The organism is Acidobacteriota bacterium (assembly GCA_012517875.1).
Classification (GTDB): Bacteria; Acidobacteriota; JAAYUB01; order JAAYUB01; family JAAYUB01; genus JAAYUB01.
The window spans coordinates 1-22,544 of record JAAYUB010000013.1 but is presented as its reverse complement, the minus strand read 5'-3'; the positions used below and the strand labels follow the sequence as shown (position 1 = coordinate 22,544).

The 22,544-nt window shown below is 67.9% G+C and carries 21 protein-coding genes; 15 read left to right on the top strand and 6 right to left on the bottom strand.

Annotated features, from left to right (window positions below):
• The 7 genes from GX414_01400 to GX414_01370 form a co-directional block, all read left to right on the top strand.
• Positions 1-155: hypothetical protein (locus GX414_01400; GenBank protein NLI45741.1), on the top strand; the 155-nt coding region annotated here is incomplete at its 5' end.
• The gene (locus GX414_01395) at positions 152-1,753 is read left to right on the top strand and encodes a B12-binding domain-containing radical SAM protein (GenBank protein NLI45740.1); all 1,602 of its coding nucleotides are present in this window, start codon (positions 152-154) and stop codon (positions 1,751-1,753) included. The genes GX414_01400 and GX414_01395, both read left to right, overlap by 4 nt.
• A 369-nt stretch (positions 1,754-2,122) precedes the next feature.
• Complete coding sequence (gene rfaE1 / locus GX414_01390) at positions 2,123-3,118, top strand: D-glycero-beta-D-manno-heptose-7-phosphate kinase (protein NLI45739.1); 996 nt, start codon at positions 2,123-2,125, stop codon at positions 3,116-3,118.
• Between the two features lie 437 nt (positions 3,119-3,555).
• Entirely contained in the window at positions 3,556-4,125 is a 570-nt protein-coding gene (gene thpR / locus GX414_01385) for an RNA 2',3'-cyclic phosphodiesterase (protein ID NLI45738.1), read from the top strand.
• A complete protein-coding gene (gene plsY, locus GX414_01380) occupies positions 4,125-4,769 on the top strand; it encodes a glycerol-3-phosphate 1-O-acyltransferase PlsY (GenBank protein ID NLI45737.1) in 645 nt (214 codons plus the stop codon). The genes thpR and plsY overlap by 1 nt, the downstream gene beginning before the upstream one ends.
• 329 nt (positions 4,770-5,098) lie before the next feature.
• Positions 5,099-5,293: a Trm112 family protein gene (locus GX414_01375; protein NLI45736.1), complete on the top strand. Its 195-nt coding sequence runs from the start codon at positions 5,099-5,101 to the stop codon at positions 5,291-5,293.
• Between the two features lie 57 nt (positions 5,294-5,350).
• Positions 5,351-6,382 carry a glycosyltransferase family 9 protein gene (locus GX414_01370; protein ID NLI45735.1) on the top strand — a complete coding sequence of 344 codons (1,032 nt, stop codon included), beginning with the start codon at positions 5,351-5,353 and terminating at the stop codon, positions 6,380-6,382.
• A gap of 131 nt (positions 6,383-6,513) precedes the next feature.
• Here the strand turns inward: GX414_01370 and glmU are convergent, their stop codons facing one another.
• Together glmU and GX414_01360 are read right to left on the bottom strand one after the other, a co-directional pair.
• Positions 6,514-7,947 carry a bifunctional UDP-N-acetylglucosamine diphosphorylase/glucosamine-1-phosphate N-acetyltransferase GlmU gene (gene glmU / locus GX414_01365; protein ID NLI45734.1) on the bottom strand — a complete coding sequence of 478 codons (1,434 nt, stop codon included), beginning with the start codon at positions 7,945-7,947 and terminating at the stop codon, positions 6,514-6,516.
• Positions 7,948-8,126: 179 nt separating this feature from the next.
• Positions 8,127-8,615, bottom strand: coding sequence for a hypothetical protein (locus GX414_01360; GenBank protein ID NLI45733.1), 489 nt, complete (start codon positions 8,613-8,615; stop codon positions 8,127-8,129).
• Between the two features lie 496 nt (positions 8,616-9,111).
• Here GX414_01360 and GX414_01355 point away from each other — a divergent pair, with 496 nt between their 5' ends.
• Complete coding sequence (locus tag GX414_01355; GenBank protein NLI45732.1) at positions 9,112-10,467, top strand: major facilitator superfamily domain-containing protein 1; 1,356 nt, start codon at positions 9,112-9,114, stop codon at positions 10,465-10,467.
• Positions 10,468-10,586: 119 nt separating this feature from the next.
• Here the strand turns inward: GX414_01355 and GX414_01350 are convergent, their stop codons facing one another.
• Positions 10,587-10,976, bottom strand: a complete 390-nt coding sequence (locus GX414_01350; GenBank protein ID NLI45731.1) for a GxxExxY protein — start codon at positions 10,974-10,976, stop codon at positions 10,587-10,589.
• A gap of 249 nt (positions 10,977-11,225) precedes the next feature.
• On the opposite strand from GX414_01350, the gene GX414_01345 reads away from it, so the two are divergent.
• Positions 11,226-12,386 carry a class I SAM-dependent rRNA methyltransferase gene (locus tag GX414_01345; GenBank protein NLI45730.1) on the top strand — a complete coding sequence of 387 codons (1,161 nt, stop codon included), beginning with the start codon at positions 11,226-11,228 and terminating at the stop codon, positions 12,384-12,386.
• 288 nt (positions 12,387-12,674) lie between these two features.
• Here GX414_01345 and GX414_01340 read toward each other — a convergent pair whose 3' ends face one another.
• Positions 12,675-13,034: a hypothetical protein gene (locus GX414_01340; GenBank protein NLI45729.1), complete on the bottom strand. Its 360-nt coding sequence runs from the start codon at positions 13,032-13,034 to the stop codon at positions 12,675-12,677.
• Positions 13,035-13,533: 499 nt separating this feature from the next.
• Between GX414_01340 and GX414_01335 the strand changes: the two genes are divergently transcribed.
• The 3 genes from GX414_01335 to GX414_01325 are packed head-to-tail and all read left to right on the top strand — an operon-like array spanning position 13,534 to position 17,402.
• Positions 13,534-15,240 carry an AMP-binding protein gene (locus tag GX414_01335; protein ID NLI45728.1) on the top strand — a complete coding sequence of 569 codons (1,707 nt, stop codon included), beginning with the start codon at positions 13,534-13,536 and terminating at the stop codon, positions 15,238-15,240.
• Positions 15,241-15,256: 16 nt separating this feature from the next.
• Positions 15,257-15,649 (top strand): hypothetical protein, encoded by a 393-nt coding sequence (locus GX414_01330; protein ID NLI45727.1) that lies wholly within the window; start codon positions 15,257-15,259, stop codon positions 15,647-15,649.
• Between the two features lie 16 nt (positions 15,650-15,665).
• Entirely contained in the window at positions 15,666-17,402 is a 1,737-nt protein-coding gene (locus GX414_01325; protein NLI45726.1) for a hypothetical protein, read from the top strand.
• Between the two features lie 45 nt (positions 17,403-17,447).
• Here the strand turns inward: GX414_01325 and GX414_01320 are convergent, their stop codons facing one another.
• Positions 17,448-18,119 (bottom strand): ubiquinone/menaquinone biosynthesis methyltransferase, encoded by a 672-nt coding sequence (locus tag GX414_01320; protein NLI45725.1) that lies wholly within the window; start codon positions 18,117-18,119, stop codon positions 17,448-17,450.
• Between the two features lie 81 nt (positions 18,120-18,200).
• Positions 18,201-19,328 carry a 3-dehydroquinate synthase gene (aroB, locus tag GX414_01315; protein ID NLI45724.1) on the bottom strand — a complete coding sequence of 376 codons (1,128 nt, stop codon included), beginning with the start codon at positions 19,326-19,328 and terminating at the stop codon, positions 18,201-18,203.
• 141 nt (positions 19,329-19,469) lie between these two features.
• On the opposite strand from aroB, the gene GX414_01310 reads away from it, so the two are divergent.
• Genes GX414_01310 through GX414_01300 form a run of 3 tightly spaced genes read left to right on the top strand, consistent with a single transcriptional unit; the run spans position 19,470 to position 22,457 of the window.
• A complete protein-coding gene (locus GX414_01310; GenBank protein ID NLI45723.1) occupies positions 19,470-20,204 on the top strand; it encodes an NAD-dependent deacylase in 735 nt (244 codons plus the stop codon).
• Positions 20,205-20,253: 49 nt separating this feature from the next.
• The gene (gene larC, locus GX414_01305) at positions 20,254-21,618 is read left to right on the top strand and encodes a nickel pincer cofactor biosynthesis protein LarC (GenBank protein NLI45722.1); all 1,365 of its coding nucleotides are present in this window, start codon (positions 20,254-20,256) and stop codon (positions 21,616-21,618) included.
• On the top strand, positions 21,618-22,457 hold the full coding sequence (locus GX414_01300; protein NLI45721.1) for a TatD family hydrolase: 840 nt from the start codon (positions 21,618-21,620) through the stop codon (positions 22,455-22,457). Before larC ends, GX414_01300 begins: the two co-directional genes overlap by 1 nt.
• Positions 22,458-22,544 lie beyond the last annotated feature (87 nt).

Below are 22,544 nucleotides of genomic sequence, written 5' to 3'. Positions count from 1 at the left end.
GCACCGGCACCTACGTTGTCTACGCCATCCGCCGCGGCGGCGGCCGGTCCACCGCGTCACAATCCCAGAGCATCTCCGTCGAGCGCTCCGGCGCCCGACTGACCCTCGACATCACCCTGCGGCCGCTGAGCGGGCCCGCCCCCCCACCCCGATGAGCCCCGCCCGACCCATCGCCCTGTGTTACCGTTGCGAGGATCGTGATGCCGGTGACGTCTACTACCGGATCGTTCCCAGCGGACTGCTGGCCATCCACGGGCTGCTTCGCCGCGAGGGCTTCGACAGCCGTCTGTTCAACTTCAGCGGCCGCTCCTGGGCCGACGTGCGCGCCGCCCTGGCCGGTCTCAAGCCCATGCTCGTGGGCATCTCCCATTTCACCTACAACCACGCCGCCAGCGTCCGCCTGTACCAGACGGTCCGCCGGGCCTGTCCGGGCGCCGTGGTGGCCGGCGGCGGGATGCAGCCCACCTTCCTGGACGAGTTGCTCCTGGCGCGCATCCCGGAACTGGACCTGGCTGTGCGCGGCGAGGGCGAGGGGCCGGTGCTGGAGCTGGCCCGCCGGCTGGCAGTCGGGTCACGTGACTTCGCGGCGGTGCCGGGGCTGAGCCTGCGCGTCGGCGGCAACGTGGTCCGCACCCCCGACGCCGAACCGTGGCCCGACCTTGACGCGCTCCACGGCCCGGAGCGGTGGGACGCCCTCGACGGGGTCCGCGCCGACGAGCAGCCCGGCTTCCTCGTCACCAGCCGCGGCTGCCCCGGTCGCTGCACCTTCTGCTGCACCCCCGCTTTCTGGGGCCGGCAGCTGCGCCGGCGCAGCGCCGCCGCCGTGGTGGACGAGATGGACATGCTTCGCCGGCGCTTCGGCGTGACCTACTTCGGAATCCGCGATGACAGCTTCACCGCCGACCGGGCGCACGTGCTTGAGTTCTGCCGCCGGCTGCAGGAGCGCGGCCTGGGCGTGTTGTGGAACTGCCAGTCCCGGGTCAATCTGATGGACGGGGAGCTGGCCGTGGCCATGCGCCAGGCCGGCTGCGACCAGATCCAGTTCGGCGTGGAGTCGGCATCGCCGCGGATCCTCGAGCGGCTGGACAAGGCGGTCCGGCCGGAGCTCATCCCGCGGACACTGCAGGCGTGCCGGACGGCGGGCGTGCGCACCTCAGCCTACTTCATCACCGGCGTGCCGGGTCAGACCGCGGCCGACCTGGAGCTCGACCAGGCGCTGTTTCGTGAGCACGGCCTCCAGGACGGGATCGTCTCGCCGCTCTGCTACTACCCGGGTACGGCCCTGTTTGCCGAAGCCGCGGCCGCCGGCGCGGCGGGCCCTGAGATCTTTCTGCAGGGAAAGCCGGAGGCGCTCCATGTGCGCCGCGACGCCGCCGCCGTCCGCGACTATCGGGAGCTGGTGGCGTTCATCGAGATGGCGCGCCCGCGCAACGCCTTCACCGAGTCGGAGCTGCGGAGCCACCTGGGCCGGACGAGCGAATGCCTCTCCGCGCTGCTGGAATGGGGCCGGTTCGCCGAGGGGCATGGCCGCCGGCGGCAGGCGCTGACGGCTTACCTGGACATCGTCCGGCGCTGGCCGGGTTCCGCCTGGGGCTACCGCGCCGTGGCCGACATGCTCAACGGGTTGGGACGCAAGTGGGACTTTCGCGACTGGGAGGCCGCCGCCACGCTGGCCGCCCGTGGCGAGCAGGTGCAGCCGCCCCCGCCGCCCCGCATCTGGGACCACGGCCTGGGGGATCATCGAAAGAGGTGAGGAGACAGGGGATAGGGGGAAGAGTATGCGGGCCGTGTCGTGCTCGTAATTCGAAATGGTAATCGAAGCTCGAGGTTCGAGGCTTGAGGCTCGTTCCCGATCCCATCATGGGTGTGCGTGATCCGGCGGTTGACGGATGAAAGTTGGAAGCCTCGCGGGTTCGAAACGGTTGATGGATGGTCGTTAATGGTTGATGGTTGATGGTTGATGGTTGATGGATGATCGTTGATGACTGAACCGTCTCCTCTCTCCCGATTCACCCATTCACCGATTCACCGGCTCACCGTTTCATCGCTTCACCCATTGCCTGATTGCATTGACCTCCTTCATCCTCTAGAATAGCGGTTAATTTCGCAAGAGGGAAGGACCATGGAACTGGCATCGTCGCAGAAGGAACGCCTCATTGGCATCGTACGCGCCTGCCGCAACCGAAAGATCATGGTCCTGGGCGACATCATTCTGGACCAGTTCATCTGGGGCGACGTGGAGAGGATTTCGCCGGAGGCGCCGGTTCCCGTGGTTGTGGTCCGCCGCGAGGAGTTCCGAATCGGCGGCGCCGGCAACGTCGCCGCCAATATCAAGGCGTTGGGCGGCGAGCCGCTCATGGTGGGCGTCATCAACACGGACGTTTCCGGCGAGAAGATCCAGCACGAGATGGAGCGCCTGAAGCTGAGCTCCGCCGGCCTGCTCATCGACTTGGGCCGACCCACGGTGGTCAAGACGCGGATCATCGCCGCCCACCAGCAGGTCTGCCGGGTGGACCGGGAATCGCCGTCACCCATGTCCATGGAGCTGTTCCGAAAGGCCCACCGCTTTCTCCAGACCGTTCTGCCGCGCACCGAGGCGATCCTGGTGTCGGACTACGGCAAGGGACTGGTCAACCAGCGGCTGCTCAGCAACGTGCTCCCCATGGCCCAGAAGGCAGGGACTATCGTGGCCATCGATCCCAAATTCCAGAACTTCAGCATGTACCGTCCCGCCACCATTCTGACACCCAACCTGAAGGAGAGCGAGTTCGCCTCGGGCGTCCGGATCACCGACGACAAGTCGCTCCGCCAGGCCGCCGACACCATCCTGAAGAAGACGCGTGCCGAGAACCTGCTCATCACCCGCGGTGAAGGGGGCATGACCCTGTTCCGGCCCACCGGCTACTCCCGCCACATTCCCACCGCCGCCCGCGAGGTGTTCGACGTCACCGGCGCCGGCGACACGGTCATCGGCACGCTGACTTTGGCCATGAGTACGGGGGCCAATCCCGAGGAGTCGGCGATCCTGGCCAACATCGCCGCCGGCCTCGTGGTGGCCAAGCTGGGCACCGCCACGGTCACCCCCGACGAATTGATCCAGGCCATCCGGCAGTATTGATCCAATCCGTGCGCGTCATGGATCAGTATGAGGGTTCGCAGGTTCGCAAGTTCGCAGGTTCGCAAGTCGTTGAGCGTTCGTGATCGTAATTCGTAATCGTAATCGTAATTCGTAATCGTGATCGTCATCGATCGGTTTAAAGGTTCAAAGGTTCGCAAGTTCGCAGGTTCATCGGTCCACCGCCTCTCGTCTCTTGCCTCTCGTCTCCCGTTTCCCGTCTCCTGTTTGCCGATACGGCAACCTTTCCGCTCACGCCAGCCTCGCTCCCTTCATCCTTCCTATGATCCAGAATGATTCGTTGCGTCTTTGCGCCTTCGCGTGCCTTCTTCCCCCGCCGCTGCGACCGCTGCGGTGAATCTCCGCTCCCCTTTCGTCTTCCGCTCCCCTTCCTTTTGCAGTAAAATCAACCCCATTCCCGACCGCGCGAGGAGACCATCGTGCGCCTGTTCGTCGCCGTGGAGCTGCCCGAATCGATCAAGGAGGCCATCCGCGCCTTGCAGGAACCGCTGCGCCGATTCGGCGCGGCGGTGAGCTGGACCCGCCCCGCGGGGATTCACGGCACGCTCAAGTTCCTCGGCGAAGTGGCGCCCGAGCGCGAGGCGGAGATCGAGGCGGCGCTCGCTCCCGTGGCGGCGCATGCGCCGTTCGAGCTGTCCGTGCGCCGGCTGGGCGTGTTTCCCGGCTGGTCCGGACCCCGCGTGATCTGGCTCGGCCTGGAGCCGGTGGAGCCCCATTTCGCCGCCGTCTATCGTACGGTCGAGGCCGCCATGGCGCCTCTGGGCTTCCCGCGTGAAACCCGCACCTTCCACCCGCACCTGACCCTGGGACGGGTGCGGGACCGCCGCGGCCTCGACACGCTGGCCGCGCATCTGCAGGCCCGGGCCGACGGCACCGACCTCGGTGCCTTCACGGTGCCCGACATCATCCTGTTCCAGAGCGTGCTCCGCCCCGACGGCGCCGTTTACACCGCGCTCCGCCGCTATCCGCTTCGAGGAGGTGCCCGATGATCCTCCCGACCGTCCTGGTCATGGTGGCCGCCTACGTGCTCGGCGCCATCCCCTTCGGCTACATCCTGATCCGCCTGAGCAAGGGGAAGGACGTCCGCTCCGTGGGCAGCGGCTCCACCGGCGCCACGAACGTGTTGCGCGCCGGGGGCAAGTGGGTGGGCATCCTGACCCTCCTGCTGGACATCGGCAAGGGCGCGCTGGCGGTGGGCCTCGCGCGTTGGGTGCTGGGCCCCGAGGCCTTCGCCGCCTTCCCCGCCGCGGCCACCCTGGCCGTGGTGGGCCATGTCTTCCCCGTGTTCCTCGGCTTCAAGGGGGGGAAGGGCGCGGCCACCGGCTTCGGCGCGTACCTGGCGCTCACGCCGTACGCGGCGCTCATCACCATCTCGGTGTTCATCGTCACCATCCTGCTCACGCGCTACGTGTCGCTGGGCTCCATCCTGGGCACCGGCACCTTCCCCCTGTGGACCTGGCTCCTGGGCTATGGCGAGCCGCACATGGTGATCGTCTGGGGGACCATCCCCGGGGTGGCCCTTATCGTGGGGATGCACCACGAGAACATCGGCCGGCTGCTACGCGGCGAGGAGCGCAAGCTGGGGCAGAAGAAAGATGGGAGTGAGGAGACAGGAGTTAGGAGTGAACAGTGAAGGGGCGTCGGATAATATTTTCACCACAGAGGCACAGAGGACACAAAGGGGGATTCAGGTTAGAGTACCGAAGGGTAGAGGAGAAAAGGCATTGGATTTTCAGGATAGCGAAGTTTGGACTTCGGGCTTCGGAAATCGTACACCTGATGTCATCTTTATAACGGCACCATATCCCCAGCTAAAAAATTTAAAATAATATATAAACAGTAAGAAACAATATATACCATAAAGGATATGTGACCAATGACCAATGACCAATGATCAATGAAAAATGAATGCTCTGTGTCCTCTGTGCCTCTGTGGTGAATATGACCTACCGGAGTGACGAGATGCCGATTCCCAAGGACCTGCTGGACATTCTGGCCTGTCCCGTCTGCAAGACCGAGGTGCGCCTCACCGCCGATGAGTCCGGGCTCAAGTGCATGGCCTGCAAGCGGGTCTATCCCATCCAGGACGACATCCCGGTGATGCTCGTCGACGAGGCCAAGCCCGACCCGGACGATCGCATCCCCCTCAAGTCCTGACGGCCGGAGGCGACCATCGCCCCCTTCGCCTTCGCCGACATCCGGTCTGTCCTCTTCGTGCGCCTCCGCTCGCTGGGCGACTCGGTGCTCATGACGCCGTCGCTGCAGGCGTTGAAGAGCGCCCACCCGCACCTCCGGCTCGCCGTGCTCGTGGAGGCGCCGTTCCGCGACGTGTTCGCCGGTCATCCCGCGGTGGACGAGCTGCTGGTCCTGGAACGCGGCCGCGGCACATTGGGCACCCTCCGCCGGCGTCTGGCCATGGGGCGGGAGCTGCGCCGCCGCCGCTTCGGCCTGGTGCTCAACTACCACGGCGGGTCCACCAGCGCCTTCCTGGTGCGCCTGGCCGGGGCGCCGTGGCGCGCCGGCTACCCGCACTATCGCAATCCGCGGCTCTACACCCACCTGGCCGCCGACCCGTCCCGCCACTTCGGCGGCCGCCCCCTGCACACCGTGGAGTACCAGCTGGCGCTCCTGGCCGAGCTGGGGCTGCCCGTGCCGGACCCCGTCCCCCACCCGCATGTGAGCGTGCCGACGGACGCCGCCGCGCGCATCCGCGCGCGCCTGGCGGACGCAGGGCTCGCCCCCGGCGGCTATGTGCTCGTTCATCCCACGGCGACACTGGCGACGAAGCAATGGCCCCCCGAATCGTTCGCCGCATTCATCGCGCCGCTGCGCCGGCAGCACCCGGCGCTCCGCGTGGCGTTGAGCGCCGGTCCGCACGAAGCGCCGGTGCTCGAGGCGGTCTGCGCCGCCCTGGGTGCCGATCTGCCGCGCTTCACCGACCTCTCCGTCGCGGAGCTGGCCGCCCTCATCGCGGACGCGGCCGCGTTCGTGGGCTGCGACAGCGGCCCCGCCCACATCGCCGCGGCCGTCAGGCAGAAGGTCCTCGTGGTGTGGGGCTCGTCCAATGCGGTGGCCTGGCGCCCCTGGGGGACGACCGCGCGGATCGTCCAGCTCCCCTTCCCCTGCAACCCCTGCCCCGGCTACACCTGCGCTGCCTTCCCCCGTCCCCGCTGCATCCTCGACATCCAGCCGGACCTGGTCCTCGAATCTTTCAACGAGTTGATGCGCACCCGGACGGAACGCTGATCGCCCGCCGGTGCCCCGGCTCACCCGTCGGCGGATTCGCCGCCCGGATGGTCAGTGATTGAATGATGAGGGCCGCAACGCCACAACTGCGTGGATCCGGATCAGGCGGGGGCGGGACGGCGCCGAACGCTTCACCGCTGCGACGGCTTCGGCTCTTTGGGACCCGGTTGGGGCGGCGCGGCGGCGCCGGCGAGCTTCGCGCGGCGCCTGGCCGCCCAGCCCTCGATGGTGCGCTGGCGGGCGCGGCCCACGGCCAGCGCGTCGGGCGGAACGTCGGTGGTGATGGCGGAACCGGCGGCGGTGTAGGCCCCGGCGCCGATGGTGAGCGGCGCCACCAGGATGGAGTCGGAGCCGATGAAGGCGCCGTCGCCGATGACGGTGGGATTTTTCCGGACGCCGTCGTAGTTGCAGGTGATGGTGCCGGCGCCCACGTTGACGCCGGCGCCGATGGTGGCGTCGCCCAGGTAGGCCAGGTGAGCCGCCTTGGTGCCGGCGCCGGTGGTGCTCTTCTTGATCTCGACGAAGTTGCCCACCCGGTTGGCGGGGCCGATGCGGGCGCCGCCCCGGATGTGGGCGTACGGCCCCACGGTGGTGCCGTCGGCCACCTCGGCGTCGCGGATCACCGAGTACTCGACATGGACGCCGGCACCGAGGCGGGCGTTCTCGAGATGGCTGCCCGGTCCCAGCTCGCAGCGCGGCCCCACCCGGGTGGCGCCCGAAACCGTCACATCCCACCAAAGCGCGGTGTCGGGTTCGAACGTGGCATGGGGGCCGATCCAGACCCGGTCGGGCCGGTGGACGGTCACGCCCGCCAGCATCCAGTGGCGGATGATCCGCCCCTGGAGGACCGCCTCGGCCGCCGCCAGGTCGGCGCGGTGGTTGATGCCCATGACCTCGGCCGGGTCGGCGGCGGCCAGCCCGTCCACCCGGAGGCCGTCGCCGTGGAGCAGCGCCACGAGGTCGGTGAGGTAGTACTCGCCCTGGGTGTTGTCGGGCTGCAGGCGCGCCAGGCGCGGGCGCAGGGCGTCGAGCGCAAAGATGTAGATGCCGGTATTGATCTCGCCGATCGCAAGTTCCACGGGCGAGGCGTCGCGGGCCTCCCGAATGGCGGTGACGCGGCCGTCGGCGCCGCGGAGCACCCGGCCGTAGGCCGCCGGGTCAGCCGGGGTGGCGGTGAGTACGGTGGCGGCGGGGCGGGCGGCGCGGTGGGCGTCAGCCAGGCGCCGGAGGGTGGCGGCGGTCAGCAGCGGCACGTCGCCCATGAGCACGAGCAGGTCGCCGGTGCGATCCGTCAGGGCGGGGAGCGCCTGGGCTACGGCGTGGCCGGAGCCAAGGGGCGGATCCTGAACCGCCCAGCCGGAGCGGCCGCCGAAGGCGGTCCGGACGGCCTCGGCGTCGGCGCCGACCACGGTGGTGACGGAGGCGGGCCGGAGCGCTTCAGCGGCCAGCAGCACCCATTCCAGCATGGGGAGTTCGCAGACGGTGTGGAGCACCTTGGACACGGCGGATTTCATCCGCGTCCCTTTGCCGGCGGCGAGAATCAGCACGTGCAGGGTGTCGTCCATGGGACCTCCAGTGGGAGGCGCGCCACCGGCTCGGAACTGCTCAGGCGGGAGGCCTGAACCACATCAGGCGGGATGCCTGAGCTGCCGCGGGCGCCGATTCGCCGGCACACCGTCTCGCCGGCTTGGCTGGGCTCAGGCAGTCTGCCTGCGCCACGTCAGGCGGGACGCCTGAGCCAGGGTCAGCCGATGAGCCGGCGAAAGTCTTCGAGATGATGGAGCGGTTCCAGGTCCATATCGTTCCGCGCCTGAAAGCGGATGGCGGGATCTTGGGCCAGCGCTTCGGCCAGCGCCACCATCGCCTTGTCGGTGTTCCGCTCCAGCGTGAACCGCACCGCCTCCAGGTAGGCCACCTGGGCGGACTTGGGATCCTGCTTGCGGGCCTTCTTGAGCAGCTCGGCCGCCTCGGCGGTCTGCCCCAGGTTCAGGTGGCAGGCGATCCGGTCCAGCAGATCGCCGAACTCGGTGGACGCCTTCGGCGGCGGCGCCATGTGGCGGTGACAGGCCCGGAGGTAGACGCCGGCCCGCTGGCTCAGGCCGGGCGGCAGATCGGTGCGGCCCTGCAGCGCCTTGAATACGGGCACCGCCTCCTGGTACTTGCCCTTGTGGATCAACTCGAGACCCTTCTCGAGCTGAACGATCCCCTCGTGCACTTCCGGTTTTCCAGCCATGAATCCTCCTCGCAAACAATCGCGCATTATCTCCCAAGGGGACGAAAAAGTCAAGGCGGCAGTGGGAATCACTTCCGCGTATCCGATCGATGGTTGCAGGTTTCTGTTCGCAGGTTCCAGGTTCACAGGTTTCGGCCTCGTGCTCGTGATTCGTAATCGTGATCGTGATCGAGGATCAAGTCTCGTTCCCGTACAGCGGAGGTCGGACTTCGGATGGCGGAGTTTGCGGTCTAAGTCTCGCCGTTCGGATGTGCGGTCCGGGTCTCGCGGTTCGGGGTTCGGGTCTCGTCTTCCGTGTCCCGTCTCGCCGACTCACCGATTCCCCTCTCAACCATCAACCTACAATCATCAACGTCCCCCGAACCTTCGAACTTGTGAACTTGTGAACCAATTCCGAGAGCGTGCAGACGTCTTCCAGTCTCTCACCATTCAGTCCTCACTGTTCACTGTTCACTGTGATAAACTGGCGCGTCGAAGTCCCCGCCCAGGAGGCCCCATGAGCGATACCCCGAAGCAGCAAGCCGGTTTCCGCTGGCTGGTTCTGGTGATTATGAGTCTGATCTGCTTCGCCCAGTATTTCATCTACGACTCCATCACGCCGCTGGGAACCATGATCAAGGAACAACTCCATTTCACCGGCGCCGAGTACGGCCTGCTGTTTTCAGCCTACGCCGCGGCCAATGTCTTCCTGTTGATGCTGCTCCTGGCCGGCGTGCTCGTGGACAAGCTGGGTCTGAAGATCTCCGGCATCATCTACGGCTTCCTCTGCTTCCTCGGCGCCTTCCTCACGGCGCTGGGCGCCTGGCAGGGACTGCCCGACCTGCTGGGGCCGCTCTACCCGTGGCTCCAGACCGCCTTCCTGCCGGAGTGGAGCCCGGAGCTGAAAGTCATGCTCCTGGGGCGCACCATCTACGGCGTGGGCGCCGAGGCGATCCTGGTGGTGAACAACAAGGTGCTGGCCCGCTGGTTCAAGGGCAAGGAGTTGGCGTTCGCCTACGGCCTGAACCTCACCATCATGCGCCTGGGCACCTTCCTGGCGCTCAACGTCCAGGCGCCGGCGGCCGAGGCGTGGGGCCTGCGCGGCGCGCTCTGGTTCGCCGCCGTGGTCATGCTGCTGGGCTTTTTCAGCTTCTTCGTCTATTTGGCTCTGGAGCGTATCGGACGTCCGCCCCAGCCCGTCGGCGGCACGGTCCCCGAGGAGGTCTTCCGCCTGCGCGAGGCGTTTACCTTCAGCCCGTCATTCTGGTTCATCTCACTGCTGTGCGTGACCTTCTACTCGGCGGTCTTCCCGTTCCAGTCGTTCGCCCCCGACATCCTGGTCCAGAAATTCGGTTACACCGAGACGGCGGCCGGACACTATACCTCGGCGCTCATCTTCGGCACCATGATCTTCACCCCCATCCTGGGCTGGTTCGTGGACCACAAGGGGAAGCGCGCCACCCTGATGCTCATCGGCTCGGTGCTGCTTGTGCCGTGCCACCTGCTGCTGGGCTACACCCGCTTTCCGCCGGTGGTGCCTATCTTCGTGGTGGGCGTGGCGCTGAGCCTCGTGCCCGCGGCGCTCTGGGCGGCCATCCCCATGATGGTACCCGAGTCGCGCCTGGGAACCGCCTTCGGCGTGATCGGCTACATCCAGAACGTCGGGCTCATGCTCTTCCCGTGGATCGCCGGCAAGATCGCCGACGCCCACACCGTCACCGGCGTCGACGGCAAGCCGGTGGTGGATTACACCTCGACCATGCTGATGTTCGCGGCGTTGGGGATTGTGGGCTTCACCTTCGCCCTGCTCCTCAAGTGGGCCGACAAGCGCCGCGCCGACGGCCCGTCCATCGAAGCCGTGATGCTGAAATGAGCAGCATCCGTCGCCGATTGAAGACAATATTCACCACAGAGGGCACAGAGGACGCAGGGGGGCATCTATGTTGGAGACGCCGAACTACGTCTTCCATTTACTGCGGTGTTGTAGGCTGATCAAGGAGATGGCTTCGTGTTGATGAGGCGCCGGATGCCATCCTTGAGACGGACCTCGTGGAAGTTGATCAGGAGACCCACCGGCAGTCCGCTCATTTTTAAATAGGACAGCAGTTGGGCTTCATGGATCGGGAGCAACTGATTGACAGCTTTCAGTTCCAGAATCACCTGCTGTTCCACTACGATATCCAGACGGTATCCGACCTCCAGCCGAATCTGGTCATAGGTGACGGGCAGAGCGACCTGAACATCCGCTTTCAACCTCATCTGATGCAGTTCGTAAGCCAGACACGCCTGGTAGGCGCTCTCGAGCAATCCCGGCCCCAGGGCAGAATGCACCCGAAATGCGGCGGTCAGCACTCTACCGGTGATGATGTTGAGAGCGTCCATCCGCTTCACTTCGTGTCTCCCCTACTTGGACGATTCTGATGCATCAGCATCTACCTGATCAAACGAACGCAGGGTCGTTCCGTTCGATAATAATTTGTAATTTTTTGAAAAAAAATTGAAATTGCTTGGATTCCAGCAATCCGTGACTCGGCTAAATAAATAAAAAGCCAGAATCCCCTTCTGTGCCCTCTGTGTCCTCTGTGGTGAAAAGTTGTCCTGTGCTACACTTTGGGCATGCGCACGCTCCGGATGGAAAAGGACTACCACACCCGCATCCGCCGCGGCCATCGCTGGGCCTGGCGCGGCGACTTCGACCCCGCAGCGCTCGCCGGGGTGGCGCCCGGCGAGGCGGTGCGCCTCGAGTCGGGCGCCGGCGAGTTCCTGGGCGTGGGCTACGCCAATCCGCTGTCCCACATCGCCGTGCGGATGGTGGATTTCGACGATCGCGAACCGGATGCGGCGCTGGTGCGGCGGCGGCTGGAAGCGGCACTGGCGTGGCGGGAGCGGGTCCGGCCGGGCGCGGCCGTGGCGCGCCTCGTCTTCGGTGAGAGCGACGGCCTGCCGGGGCTCGTGGCGGACCGCTACGGCTCCGTCCTGGTGATTTCCCAGAGCGTGGCCGGCATGGAGCGGTGGACGGGCCTGGTGGCGGAAGAGCTCTCGGCCTGCCTCGGCACCGACACGGTGATCCTGCGGAACACCAACCTGCTCCGCCGTCTCGAGGGACTGGAGGTGGAAACGCGGCTGCTGGCGGGCCGCTGGGACGGGCCCGTCACCGTGGACCACGACGGCGTCCGCGTGGTGGTGGACTGCTGGGCGGGGCGGAAGACCGGCCTCTTCCTGGACCACCGCGAGAACCGGCGGCTCCTCAGCCAACTGGTCCACGCAGGCGAGTTCGTGCTGGACCTGTTCAGCTATTCGGGGCTGTGGGCCCACACGCTGCTCGCTGCCGGCGCCGGCCGCGCCGTCTGCGTCGACAGCGATCCGGCGGCGCTGGAGCTGGCTCGGGCGTCCGCCGCGGCCAACGGCTGGGCGAACCGGCTGGAGGCGGTGACGCAAAACGTCGAGGAGTTCCTGGCTGCCGAGACGCGCCGGTTCGACGTCGTCGTCCTGGACCCGCCGGCGTTTGCCAAGAAGAAGCGCTTCCTCGACGACGCCCTGGCGATCTACCGCCGCCACAACGCCCTGGCGCTGGCGCGGGTGGCGCCGGGCGGGGTGCTGGCCACGGCGTCATGCTCGTCGTTCACCACCCGCGAGATGCTGCTCCGGGAGGTGATTGCCGCCGCGGCCGAGGCGGGCCGCGACGTGCAGCTCGTGGCCGAAGGGTGCCAGGCGCTGGACCACCCCGTGCTGCCGGCCATGCCCGAGACGCACTATCTGAAGTGCATGTTCTTTAGGGTGATGAGTTGGTGAATGGGTGAACAGGCGTCCTGGAGACCGGGGCTGTTTCTGTTCGTTAAGAGTTAAGAGTTAAGAGTTAAGTGTTGAGAGTTGAGAGTTGAGGGATCATCCTCGTAATTCGTAATCGTGATTGCAATCGAGCTGTTTGAAGTTTCGAAGGTCGGAAGGTTGGAAGGTTGGAAGGTTGGAAAGTTTGCAGGTTCACCAGTTCCAAGTTCACAGGTTCCACGTTTCGCCGATTCGCTCTCTCGTTTCCTGATTCACCTATTCACCCTTCCCCTGCCATGCCGCCGCCGGTGACTACCCCTTCAACTCCGCCCGCCAGACCCAGTTCAGCAGGAACAGCCCGCCCAGCACCACCAGTGGGCCGGAGATGGCGGCGTAGGCAGCCCAGTGGAAGCGTCCCCAAGCCAGAACCAGGTATAGCACCGCCAGTCCGAAGAACACCACCGCGCCCACCCACGCCCAACGCCAGGCGGCCACCAGCGTGATCACCACCAACAACGTCGGGATGAGATGCATCCCCAGGGCGATGAGGGTCTCGGGGAAGCGGACGCCGCCCTCGAAGACGTCCAGGGCGAAGAGACTGATGAAGGCGGCGAACAGGATACCCAGCACCCGCGGGGCCCAGTAGAGCATCAGCCGGGTCGTGTGGGTCATGTTTCCTCCTGATCGTCCGTTGTCACCGGTTCCGTGCGGACCGATTCATCGTCCCGTCGGGCCGCCCGCCTCGGTTCCCGTAGCTCGCTGCTGGTAACTCAATTCTCGTGCCAGACGGTCTCCGCCGCGCCGCGCCGCCTGGAAACCGCCGCCGGATCGGGCGCGCCGCCGGCGAGCGGCATTCCGAAAATCTTTCGGCACGGACACTCCTTCGTACATTTTACGCCTGATAATACTGCATAAATTGCCGATAGTTGGCCGCAAATTACGGTTGCCGGCGATCGCGCTCGGCGCGCTGCGGACGGCGCTGCGCGCCGGTGAGCCTCGTCGCGATGCTGCTCGGAATCCCACCGCCGCCCGGACCGCCGACGGCCATCTGTCTGATCAGAATGTCCCGCCGGTGATATAATGTAGACGTTTTTCACTATCTCCAGACCAGACGCCACACCGTGTCCGCCGGGTACTCTGTGGTGATTGATTTTCATGGAAAGGAATCAGCATGCCTAACTACCCCTGGTACGACGTGCGGGAGATCCGGGACCTGCGGGATATGCTGGCCCAGAGCGCCCGCCTGTACGGCCCTCGTGACGCCTTCCGGGTCAAATACGGCGACACGTGGACCGGGATCACCTACGCCGAGTTCACCCGCCGGGTGACTGCGCTGGAAGCGGCGCTGGCCCTCCACGGACACCGGCCGGGCAGGACCATGGGCATCTACTCCGAGGGCCGCTGGGAGTGGGCGCTCGCGTACCTGGCCGGAGCCGGCAGCGGCGGCATCAACGTGCCGGTGGACAAGGACCTGCGCGAGGGCGAGGTGCGCCACATCCTCGACGCCACCCGCGCCGAGCTGCTCGTCACCTCGGAGCGCTTCGCCGATCCGGTCCGGGAGATTCGCGCCGCGCTGCCCCGGCTCAAAACGGTGATCTCCATGGACGCCCCCGCCCACGACGGTGGCGTGCTGTCGCTGGCGCGGCTGTTGGAGGAGGGCGCGGAACGGATCCGCGCCGAGGGCGCCCCGGCGCCGGCCATCGATCCGGAAGCGACGGCGGCCATCATCTACACCTCCGGCACCATGGGCAGCTCCAAAGGCGTCATGCTCAGCCATCGCAACATCACCGCCAACATGATGGACATGTGCCGCGCCGTCTACATCGACGAGCACGACACGTTCCTGTCCGTGCTGCCGCTGCACCACACCTACGAGTGCACCTGCGGCATGCTCACGCCGCTGTACCGCGGCTGCACCATCGTCTACTGCGACAACCTGCGGCGCGTGGCCGACACCATGCGCGAGGTGAAGCCCACGATGATGCTGGGCGTGCCGCTGCTGTTCGAGTCGATGTACCGCAAAATCCAGGAGGGGATCGACCAGCGCGGCCGAGGCAGGTTCCGGCTGGCCAAGGGGCTGGTGGGTGTGACCGGACTGCTGGGCCTGGATCTGCGCAAGAAGGTGTTCGGCGCGGTGCACCAGAAGTTCGGCGGCCGGCTGCGCCTGCTCGTCAGCGGCGGGGCGGCTGTGGACCCTGACGTGGTGAAGTTCTTTCGCGAGCTGGGCATCCACTGCATCCAGGGCTACGGCCTGACCGAGTGCGCGCCGATCCTGGCGGTGAACCGGTCGAAGCTGTTCAAGGACGGCGCCGCCGGGCTGCCGCTGCCCCACGTCGAGATCCGGATCGTGGACGGCGAAATCTGCGCCCGCGGGCCCAACATCATGCAGGGCTATTTCGAGAACCCCGAGGCCACCGCCGAGATGATCCGCGACGGCTGGCTCCACACCGGCGACCTCGGCTACATCGACGACGACGGCTTCGTCCACATCCAGGGCCGCAAGAAGGCGGTGATCGTGCTGGCCAACGGCAAGAACGTTTACCCCGAGGAAGTGGAGTACTACCTGAACCAGTCCCCCTTCATCCTGGAGAGCCTCGTCTGGGAGGGCCCGGAGGCGACGGGACCCGAGGTCGAGGAGATCCAGGCCATCATCGTGCCCAACATGGAGGCGGTGGACAAGCACTGCCAGGAGAAGGGCGTCACGCTGTCCGACGAGCTGGTGGAGGAGATCCTGCGCACCGAACTCCGCCGCCGCTGCGCCGGATTGCCGCCCTACAAGCGGGTGCGCCGGTTCACCATCCGCTGGGAGGAGTTCGACAAGACCACCACCCGGAAGATCAAGCGGTTCCTGTACACCCAGAAGATCATGAAAATCTGAAGGTCGAGGCATCGCCATGAAAAAGATCCTGCTGGAGACCGTCTGCCCCCACTGCCAGGCCGCACTCACCCGCGGCGAATGGATCGAGCTGAAGCTCCGCGACGATGCCGGCCGCACGGGAACCGTCGCGCTGAGCACCTACTTCAACGACTATGCCGTCCGGCTCCCCTTTGACATCGCGGACGGGACGGTGGTGACGTTCCTGTGCCCCCATTGCCACGCCCCGCTCAACCGCGACTATCCGTGCACCCTGTGCGCCGCCCCCATGTTCACCCTGGGCATCCGGGGCGGCGGCAAGGTGGACGCCTGCAGCCGGCGCGGCTGCAAGGGGCACGCCCTGGGCGGCTTCAGCGACCCCGACGAACTACTCATGCTGCTCAACCGGGTGATCGACACCCCCTACCTGTGACGGCGGACGACGGACCATGCGCGCGCCGGTTCCCGCCAACACGCCCCGCTGGGTATGGCTGGCGCTGATCGGACTGGGATTGGCGCTGACCGCAGCCCAAGTGTGGTGGCTGGCAGCCAACGACCGGCCACCCATGTGGGACAGCGCCCTCCACCTGACCCACGCCCTGCGCTTCCTCAACTTCTTCCGTCACGGCGACGGCGGGCTGACGGCGCTGCTGGGCCTGTCGCCCTTCTATCCGCCCCTGTTCTATCTCCTGCTGGCGCCCCTGCTGGCCCTGCGCGCCGGCCCTGACACGGCCACCCTGATCCACCTCCCCTTCCTGGCGGTGCTGCTCGGGTCGGTCTTCTATCTCGGCCGGCGTGCCACCGGCCGGGCGGAGGCCGGCCTGCTGGCCGCCGCGCTCACCGCCGCGTGGCCGCACGTTGTGTGGCTGAGCCGCGATCTGCTCATCGACCTCGAGACGGTGGCCCTCACCGCCCTGATCGTCGCCCTGGCCGCGGCCGCCGAGGGCTTCTGCCGCCGCCGTCTCACGGTGGGACTCGGGATCGTCTTCGGGCTGGCGCTGCTCACCAAATGGACCATCCTGTTCTACACCGTCGGGCCGCTGACGCTGCTGGCGATCCGGGCCTGGCAGCGGGCGCCCGACACGGCGGCCCGACGCGCCGCCGCCGACAATGTGGCCTGGGCCGCGGTGGCGGCCGCCGCCGTGGCCTGGCCGTGGTACCTGCACCGGGCCGGTTTTCTGGCGGCCCAGTTCCTGCCGGTCACCCAGGGGCTGGGGCCCGTGGAAGGCGACCCGGTCGTGTGGAGCCTGGCCGGCTGGAGCTACTACCTGCGCGCCCTGTGCAGCTGGCACCTGTTCGGGCCGCTCTTCCTGGTGTTCCTTGCGGCGGTGGCGGCGGCGCTGGTCCGGCTGGCGCGCCGGCGGGCCGATGCCGCCGCCTGGTCCCTGGCGCTGGCACTGGTGTGGATGGCGGTGCCGTATGTCATCTTCACTCTGCTCGCGAACAAGGCGCCCCGGCACATCAGCCCCGTGCTGCCGGCAGTGTCGCTCCTCATCGTGAACTTCGTGTTCGGCCTGGAACGGGCGTGGCTGCGGCGGACCCTGGCCGGCGCCTGCGCCGGTATCGCCGCCGCCCAGTTCCTGCTTCTTACGTTCGGCTGCCCGCTCATCCCACCACGGCTGACGGTGGCGCCGGCGGCGGCGGACGCCTTCGCCGAACGGTTCCTCCGCGACACGCCGGACGGCGCGCCGGCGGCATCCGTCCGCCGCTGGCCGGACGCCTGGTTCCTCTACCAGCAGGACGCTTTCGAGATCTGGACACCGCCCCGGCGCGAGAACTGGCGTCTGGCGGAGATCGTGCAGTATGTCAGCACGCAACCCGCCCCGGGCCGGGCCAGCCTCGGCCTGGTACCCGACGCCCCGCGCTTCAACGTCTGGAGCATCCGGGCCACGGCCGCGCTCATGAAGCAGGAGCTGGCCGTCTGGCGGATCAGCGCCTTCGACCCTGACGGCACCGCGTTCCGGCCCTACCGGTGGGTGCTGCTCGCCGACGGCAATCAGGGGCCGGTCTGGAACACCGCGGACAACGCCCGCCTGACGGCGTTCGTCCGGCAGCACCCGGAGCGGTTCGTCCTCCGCCGCCGGTGGCCCCTGCCCGGCGGCGCCACCGCCTGGCTCTACGAGCACCTTCAGGCCGAGGTGCCCGACGACCCGGGCTGGCCGCCCTTCTGGCCTTCAACGTACTGAGCCGGTAGAAGGTAATCGAATACGGCGCGGCTCCCGCGTCGACCGTCACCGCCGGGCCACGTGCAGGGCGGCGACGCCGCAGGTGTAACGCCGCCAGGTCACGTCGCGGAAACCCGCCGCCTCGAGCTGCGCCGCGAACGTCGAAGCGTCGGGGAACGCGGCCACCGACTCGGGCAGATAGCGGTAGGCGCCGCCGCGGCCGGAGATCAGCCGTCCCAGCGCCGGCAGCACCCGGTGGAAGTAGAACAGGAACAGCGGCCGGAACACCGGCAGGGTCGGTTGGGAAAATTCCAGGATTCCCGCCACCCCGCCCGGGCGCAGCACCCGGCGCATCTCGTGAAGCCCGGCGTCCACGTCGGCGAAGTTGCGTACGCCGAAGGCCACCATCAGCCCGTCAACGCAGCCGTCGGGAAACGGCAGCGCCAGAGCGTCGCCCGCGGCCAGACGGACGGGGTGGCCGCGGGGCGCGCGGCGGCGCAGCTTGTCGCGGCCCCGCGCCAGCATGGGCAGGCAGAAGTCGCAGCCGGTCACCGGTCCGAAGCGGGCCATGAGCCGGGCCAGGTCGCCGGTGCCGCAGCACAGGTCCAGCAGCACCGCGCGTCCCGCCGGCAACTGCAACGCCCACCGGCGCACCGCCGCGCGGCGCCAACGAATGTCGGTCCCAAAAGACAGGAGGTGGTTGAGCAGGTCGTAGCGGTGGGCGATCCCGGCGAACATCGCGCGGACCTGGCAGCCCTTGTCGGGGACGGGGAGGGGGGGCGGCAGCTGCTCGCTCAGGGGGGCCTCCGGATGGCGGCGCTACACCCACGCCGATGCGGCCGGATCCGCCGCCAGCACGTGACGGAGGGCTGCGGCGACCGCCTCGGCGGGAACGTCGTCCTCGATGCGATGGCGGCCCGGCCCCGTGGAGAACACAAAGCAGCGGCGGCTTCCGGACCATTTCTTGTCGTGGGTCATGGCGGCCAGGAGCGCCCCGGCGTCGAGGCCGTCCAGCGCCGGCGCCGGCAGCAGCCGCCGGATGCAGGCGATGCTGGCCTCGGCCCATGCCGCATCCACGCATCCCAGTCGCCGACCCAGTTCCTGCGCCACCACCATACCCACCGCCACCGCCTCGCCGTGGCAGAAGCGGCGGTATTCGCCGGCCGCCTCCAGGGCGTGGCCGGCAGTGTGGCCGAAGTTGAGCACTCGGCGCAGCCCCCGCTCCGTTTCATCGGCGGCCGCCACCTCGGCCTTGCGCGCGACGCACCGCCGCACCAGCTCGGCGTTGAAGGCGGCGTCGCCGCGAACCGCCGCCACGGCGGGCAGCGCCGCCAGCCGTTCGTACAGGGTCGCGTCGAGGGTCAGTGCATACTTGAGCACCTCGCCGAAGGCGCCGTGATATTCGGCCTCCGGCAGCGTGGCGAGATAGCGGGTGTCCACCCAGATGGCGGCGGGCTGGTAAAAGAGACCCAGCATGTTCTTGGCGTCGTGCAGGTTGACGCCCACCTTGCCGCCGACGGCGCTGTCCACCTGGGCCAGGAGCGAGGTGGGCACCTGCACGTAGCGAATGCCGCGCATGTAGATCCCGGCGACGAAACCGGCCAGGTCTCCCACGACGCCGCCACCCAAGGCCAGCACCAGCGAGCGTCGGCTCAGCCCGTTTTCACAAAAGGCGCCGGCCACCTCGGCGGCCACCTCCGGCGACTTGGTCTCCTCGCCCGGCTGGAGCACGACGGTGGCGACCACATGGCCGGCCTGCGCCAGCAGCGCCTCGAGGGCGTAGCCATGCCGGGCGAAGACGTTGGCATCGGAGACAAGGGCGATCCGGTCCGGCGCCAGCGGGCGGATCACCGCGCGCTCCAGCTCGGCCGGCTCCCGTCCGTCGGCGAAAAAAACGGGGACGGTGCAGTGGGGATACCGCATGTCGAGGTCGGGGGGCACGGTCACGCAAACTCCCGATGGATGGAGGCTTGTAATCGCCAGAGGCGTATATTATAACAAAGCCGGTCGGCTTGTCGAGACGGGCGATGCGCCGGCCGAGCCGGCCGTGGCCGGCGCGCGGAGAATCACCGCACGGGAGCGGGGCGCATGAACGACAAACTGAGCCGGGCCGCCACGTGGTTGCGCGAGGCCCGGGCTGTGGCGGTGGTCACGGGCGCCGGGATCTCCGCCGAAAGCGGCGTGCCGACGTTCCGCGGCGCCAATGGACTGTGGAAGAATTTCCGGGCCGAGGAGCTGGCCACCCCCAACGCCTTCGCCCGCGACCCGCGCCTCGTCTGGGAGTGGTACGACTGGCGCCGCCAGCTCATCGCCGGTTGCGCCCCCAACGCGGGGCACGAAACGCTGGCCCGCTGGGAGCGCCGCTTCCCGGCCTTCACCCTCGTGACGCAAAACGTAGACGGCCTGCATCGACGTGCCGGCAGTCGCGTCGTCCTCTGCGTGCACGGCGACATCTGGCGGGTGCGTTGCACCGCCTGCGGCCGGGAGGAACTGGACGAACGGGCGCCGCTGCCCCATCTCCCGCCGCGCTGCGCCTGCGGCGCCCTGCTCCGCCCGGGCGTGGTCTGGTTCGGCGAGAGCCTGCCCATGGACGCGTACCAGGCCGGCGCCGAGGCCGTCCGCGCCGCCGACGTGGTGCTGGTGGTGGGGACGTCGGGCCTGGTGTACCCGGTGGCCGGTCTGCCCATGATGGCCCGCTCCGCGGGCGCCCGGCTCGTTGAAGTCAACGTGGCCGAGACGCCACTCAGCCCCATCATGGACATCATACTCCCAGGACCATCCGGCGAGATCCTGCCGGAGCTGGACCGACGCCTAGCGGAATGATCCCGCCGCGAGACCCGGATCCAGAACCCGCGACCGTGCGAGGCGATGCATGAAGACTCTCTACTTCGACCTGTTCTCCGGCTGCAGCGGCGACATGATCCTGGGCGCCCTGCTGGACCTCGGCGCCGACTTCGAGACCGTCCGGCAGGGGCTGGCCGCGCTCCCGGTTGGGGGTTACCGGTTGGAAGTGAACCGGGTGCTCCGGGGCGGCGTCGCCGCCACGCGGCTGACGGTACACATCGCGGGGCAGGAGCATAAACATGTCCGCGGGCGCGCACACGATCAAGCACGCGCCGGCGAGCACGAGCACGAGCACGACTACGAGCACGAGCACGAGCACGAGCAAGGCGATCAACCATCAATCATCAACCATCCACTCTCAACTCTCAACATGCAACCCTCAACCCATGATCATCGGACGTACGCCCAGATCCGGGACATGATCGCGGCGGCTCCCCTGGCGCCGGCGGTGCGCGCGCGCGCCACGGCGATCTTCGAGCACCTGGCGATCGCCGAGGGAAAGATCCACGGCCGGCCGCCCGAGGCGGTCCACTTCCACGAGGTGGGAGCGGTGGATTCCATCGTGGATATCGTCGGCATCTCCCTGGCCTTGGACCACTTGGGTTTCGATAGCTTCGCCTGCTCCGCCGCCAACGTAGGTTCCGGCACGGTGCGGTGCGCCCACGGCGTGCTGCCGGTGCCGGCGCCCGCCACCGCCGAACTGCTGCGGGGCTTCCCAGTCTATTCGGCGCACTTTGCCGGCGAGCTCGTCACCCCCACCGGCGCCGCGGTGCTGCGGACGCTGGTGCCGGAGCCGGGCCGCCTCCCCGCCGGCACCCTGCTCCGCACCGGCTGGGGCGCCGGCAGCCGGGAGCATCCCGACGGTCCCAACGCGCTCCGCCTGCTCGTCATCGAAATGGCGGACGCCGGCGCCGCCGACACCGAGGTGGCCGTGCTGGAGTGCAACCTGGACGACATGCTCCCCGAGCTGGTGGGGGAGCTGGCGGACACCCTGCGCGCCGCCGGCGCCCTCGACGTGTTCCTCACCCCTGTTCAAATGAAAAAGTCCCGGCCCGGTACCCTGCTCACGCTCCTGTGCCGCCCGCCTGACACCCCACGCTTCGCCGATGAGCTGCTGGCGCGGAGCACCACGTTCGGCGTGCGGGTGCACCGCTGCGCGCGGGAGGTGCTGGATCGGAGGAGCTTCGCTGTGGACACGCCGTACGGCGCGGTCTCGGTCAAGGCGGGACTGCGGCGCGGCCGCCTGCTCAAGGCCACGCCCGAATTCGAGGACTGCCGCCGCCTCGCCGCCGCCGCGGACGTGCCCGTCGCCGTCGTCTACCAGGCCGCCGCCGCCGCGGTCACCGCCGGCTGGGACCAGTGGGTCCGCCGCCTCGAACATGGGGACGCCTGATGCTCGTCGACTCCCACGCCCACATGGAGATGGACGCCTTCGACGCCGACCGCGACGCCGTGCTGGAACGAGCGCGCGCCGCCGGCGTCGACTTCATCCTCGCCATCGGCAACGCCCACCCGGAGAGCGGCTCCATGGACCGGGCGCTGGAACTGTGCCGCCGTCACCCGGGCCTGGCCACCACCGCCGGCATCCACCCCCACGACGCCCGGATCGCCTCCGACGCGTGGTACGCCCGCCTGACGGATCGGCTGCGGGAACCGGAGGTGTGGGCGGTGGGCGAGATCGGACTCGACTATTACTACGACCACTCGCCGCGGGACGTCCAGCGCGGCGTCTTCCGCGATCTCCTGGTCATGGCGCGGGAGGCGGACCGGCCCGTGATCGTCCACGCCCGGGACGCCACCGCCGATCTGCTGGACATCCTGGAGCGTCACTGGACACCGCCCAACCCGGGCGGCATCATGCACTGCTTCGCCGGCGACCCGGCCATGGCGGCGCGCTGCCTGGCCCTGGGGTTTTACGTCTCGTTTGCCGGCCCCATCACGTTCCCCAGAGGCGACAACGTCCGCACCGCCGCCGCCGCTGTGCCGGCGGACCGGCTGCTGGTGGAGACCGACTCGCCGTACCTGGCGCCCGTGCCCGTGCGCGGGCGGCGCAACGAGCCGGCCCACGTCCGCCACGTGGCTGCCGCCCTGGCCCGGGTGCACGGCCTGGACGAGGCCGCGCTGGCCCGCCGCACCACGGAAAATTTCTGGCGGTTGTTTGAGCGGTTCCGGCACAATGTTGATGTGATGAGAAGAGCGCTCCTTTTAGCGCCACCGAGACACGAGATATAATCTCGTGGGTGATTGCTCCCGGGGTCGCGGCGCCAAAAGGAGCGCACACAATGACAACACCATTGTACCTCGGAGTCGATTTTCATC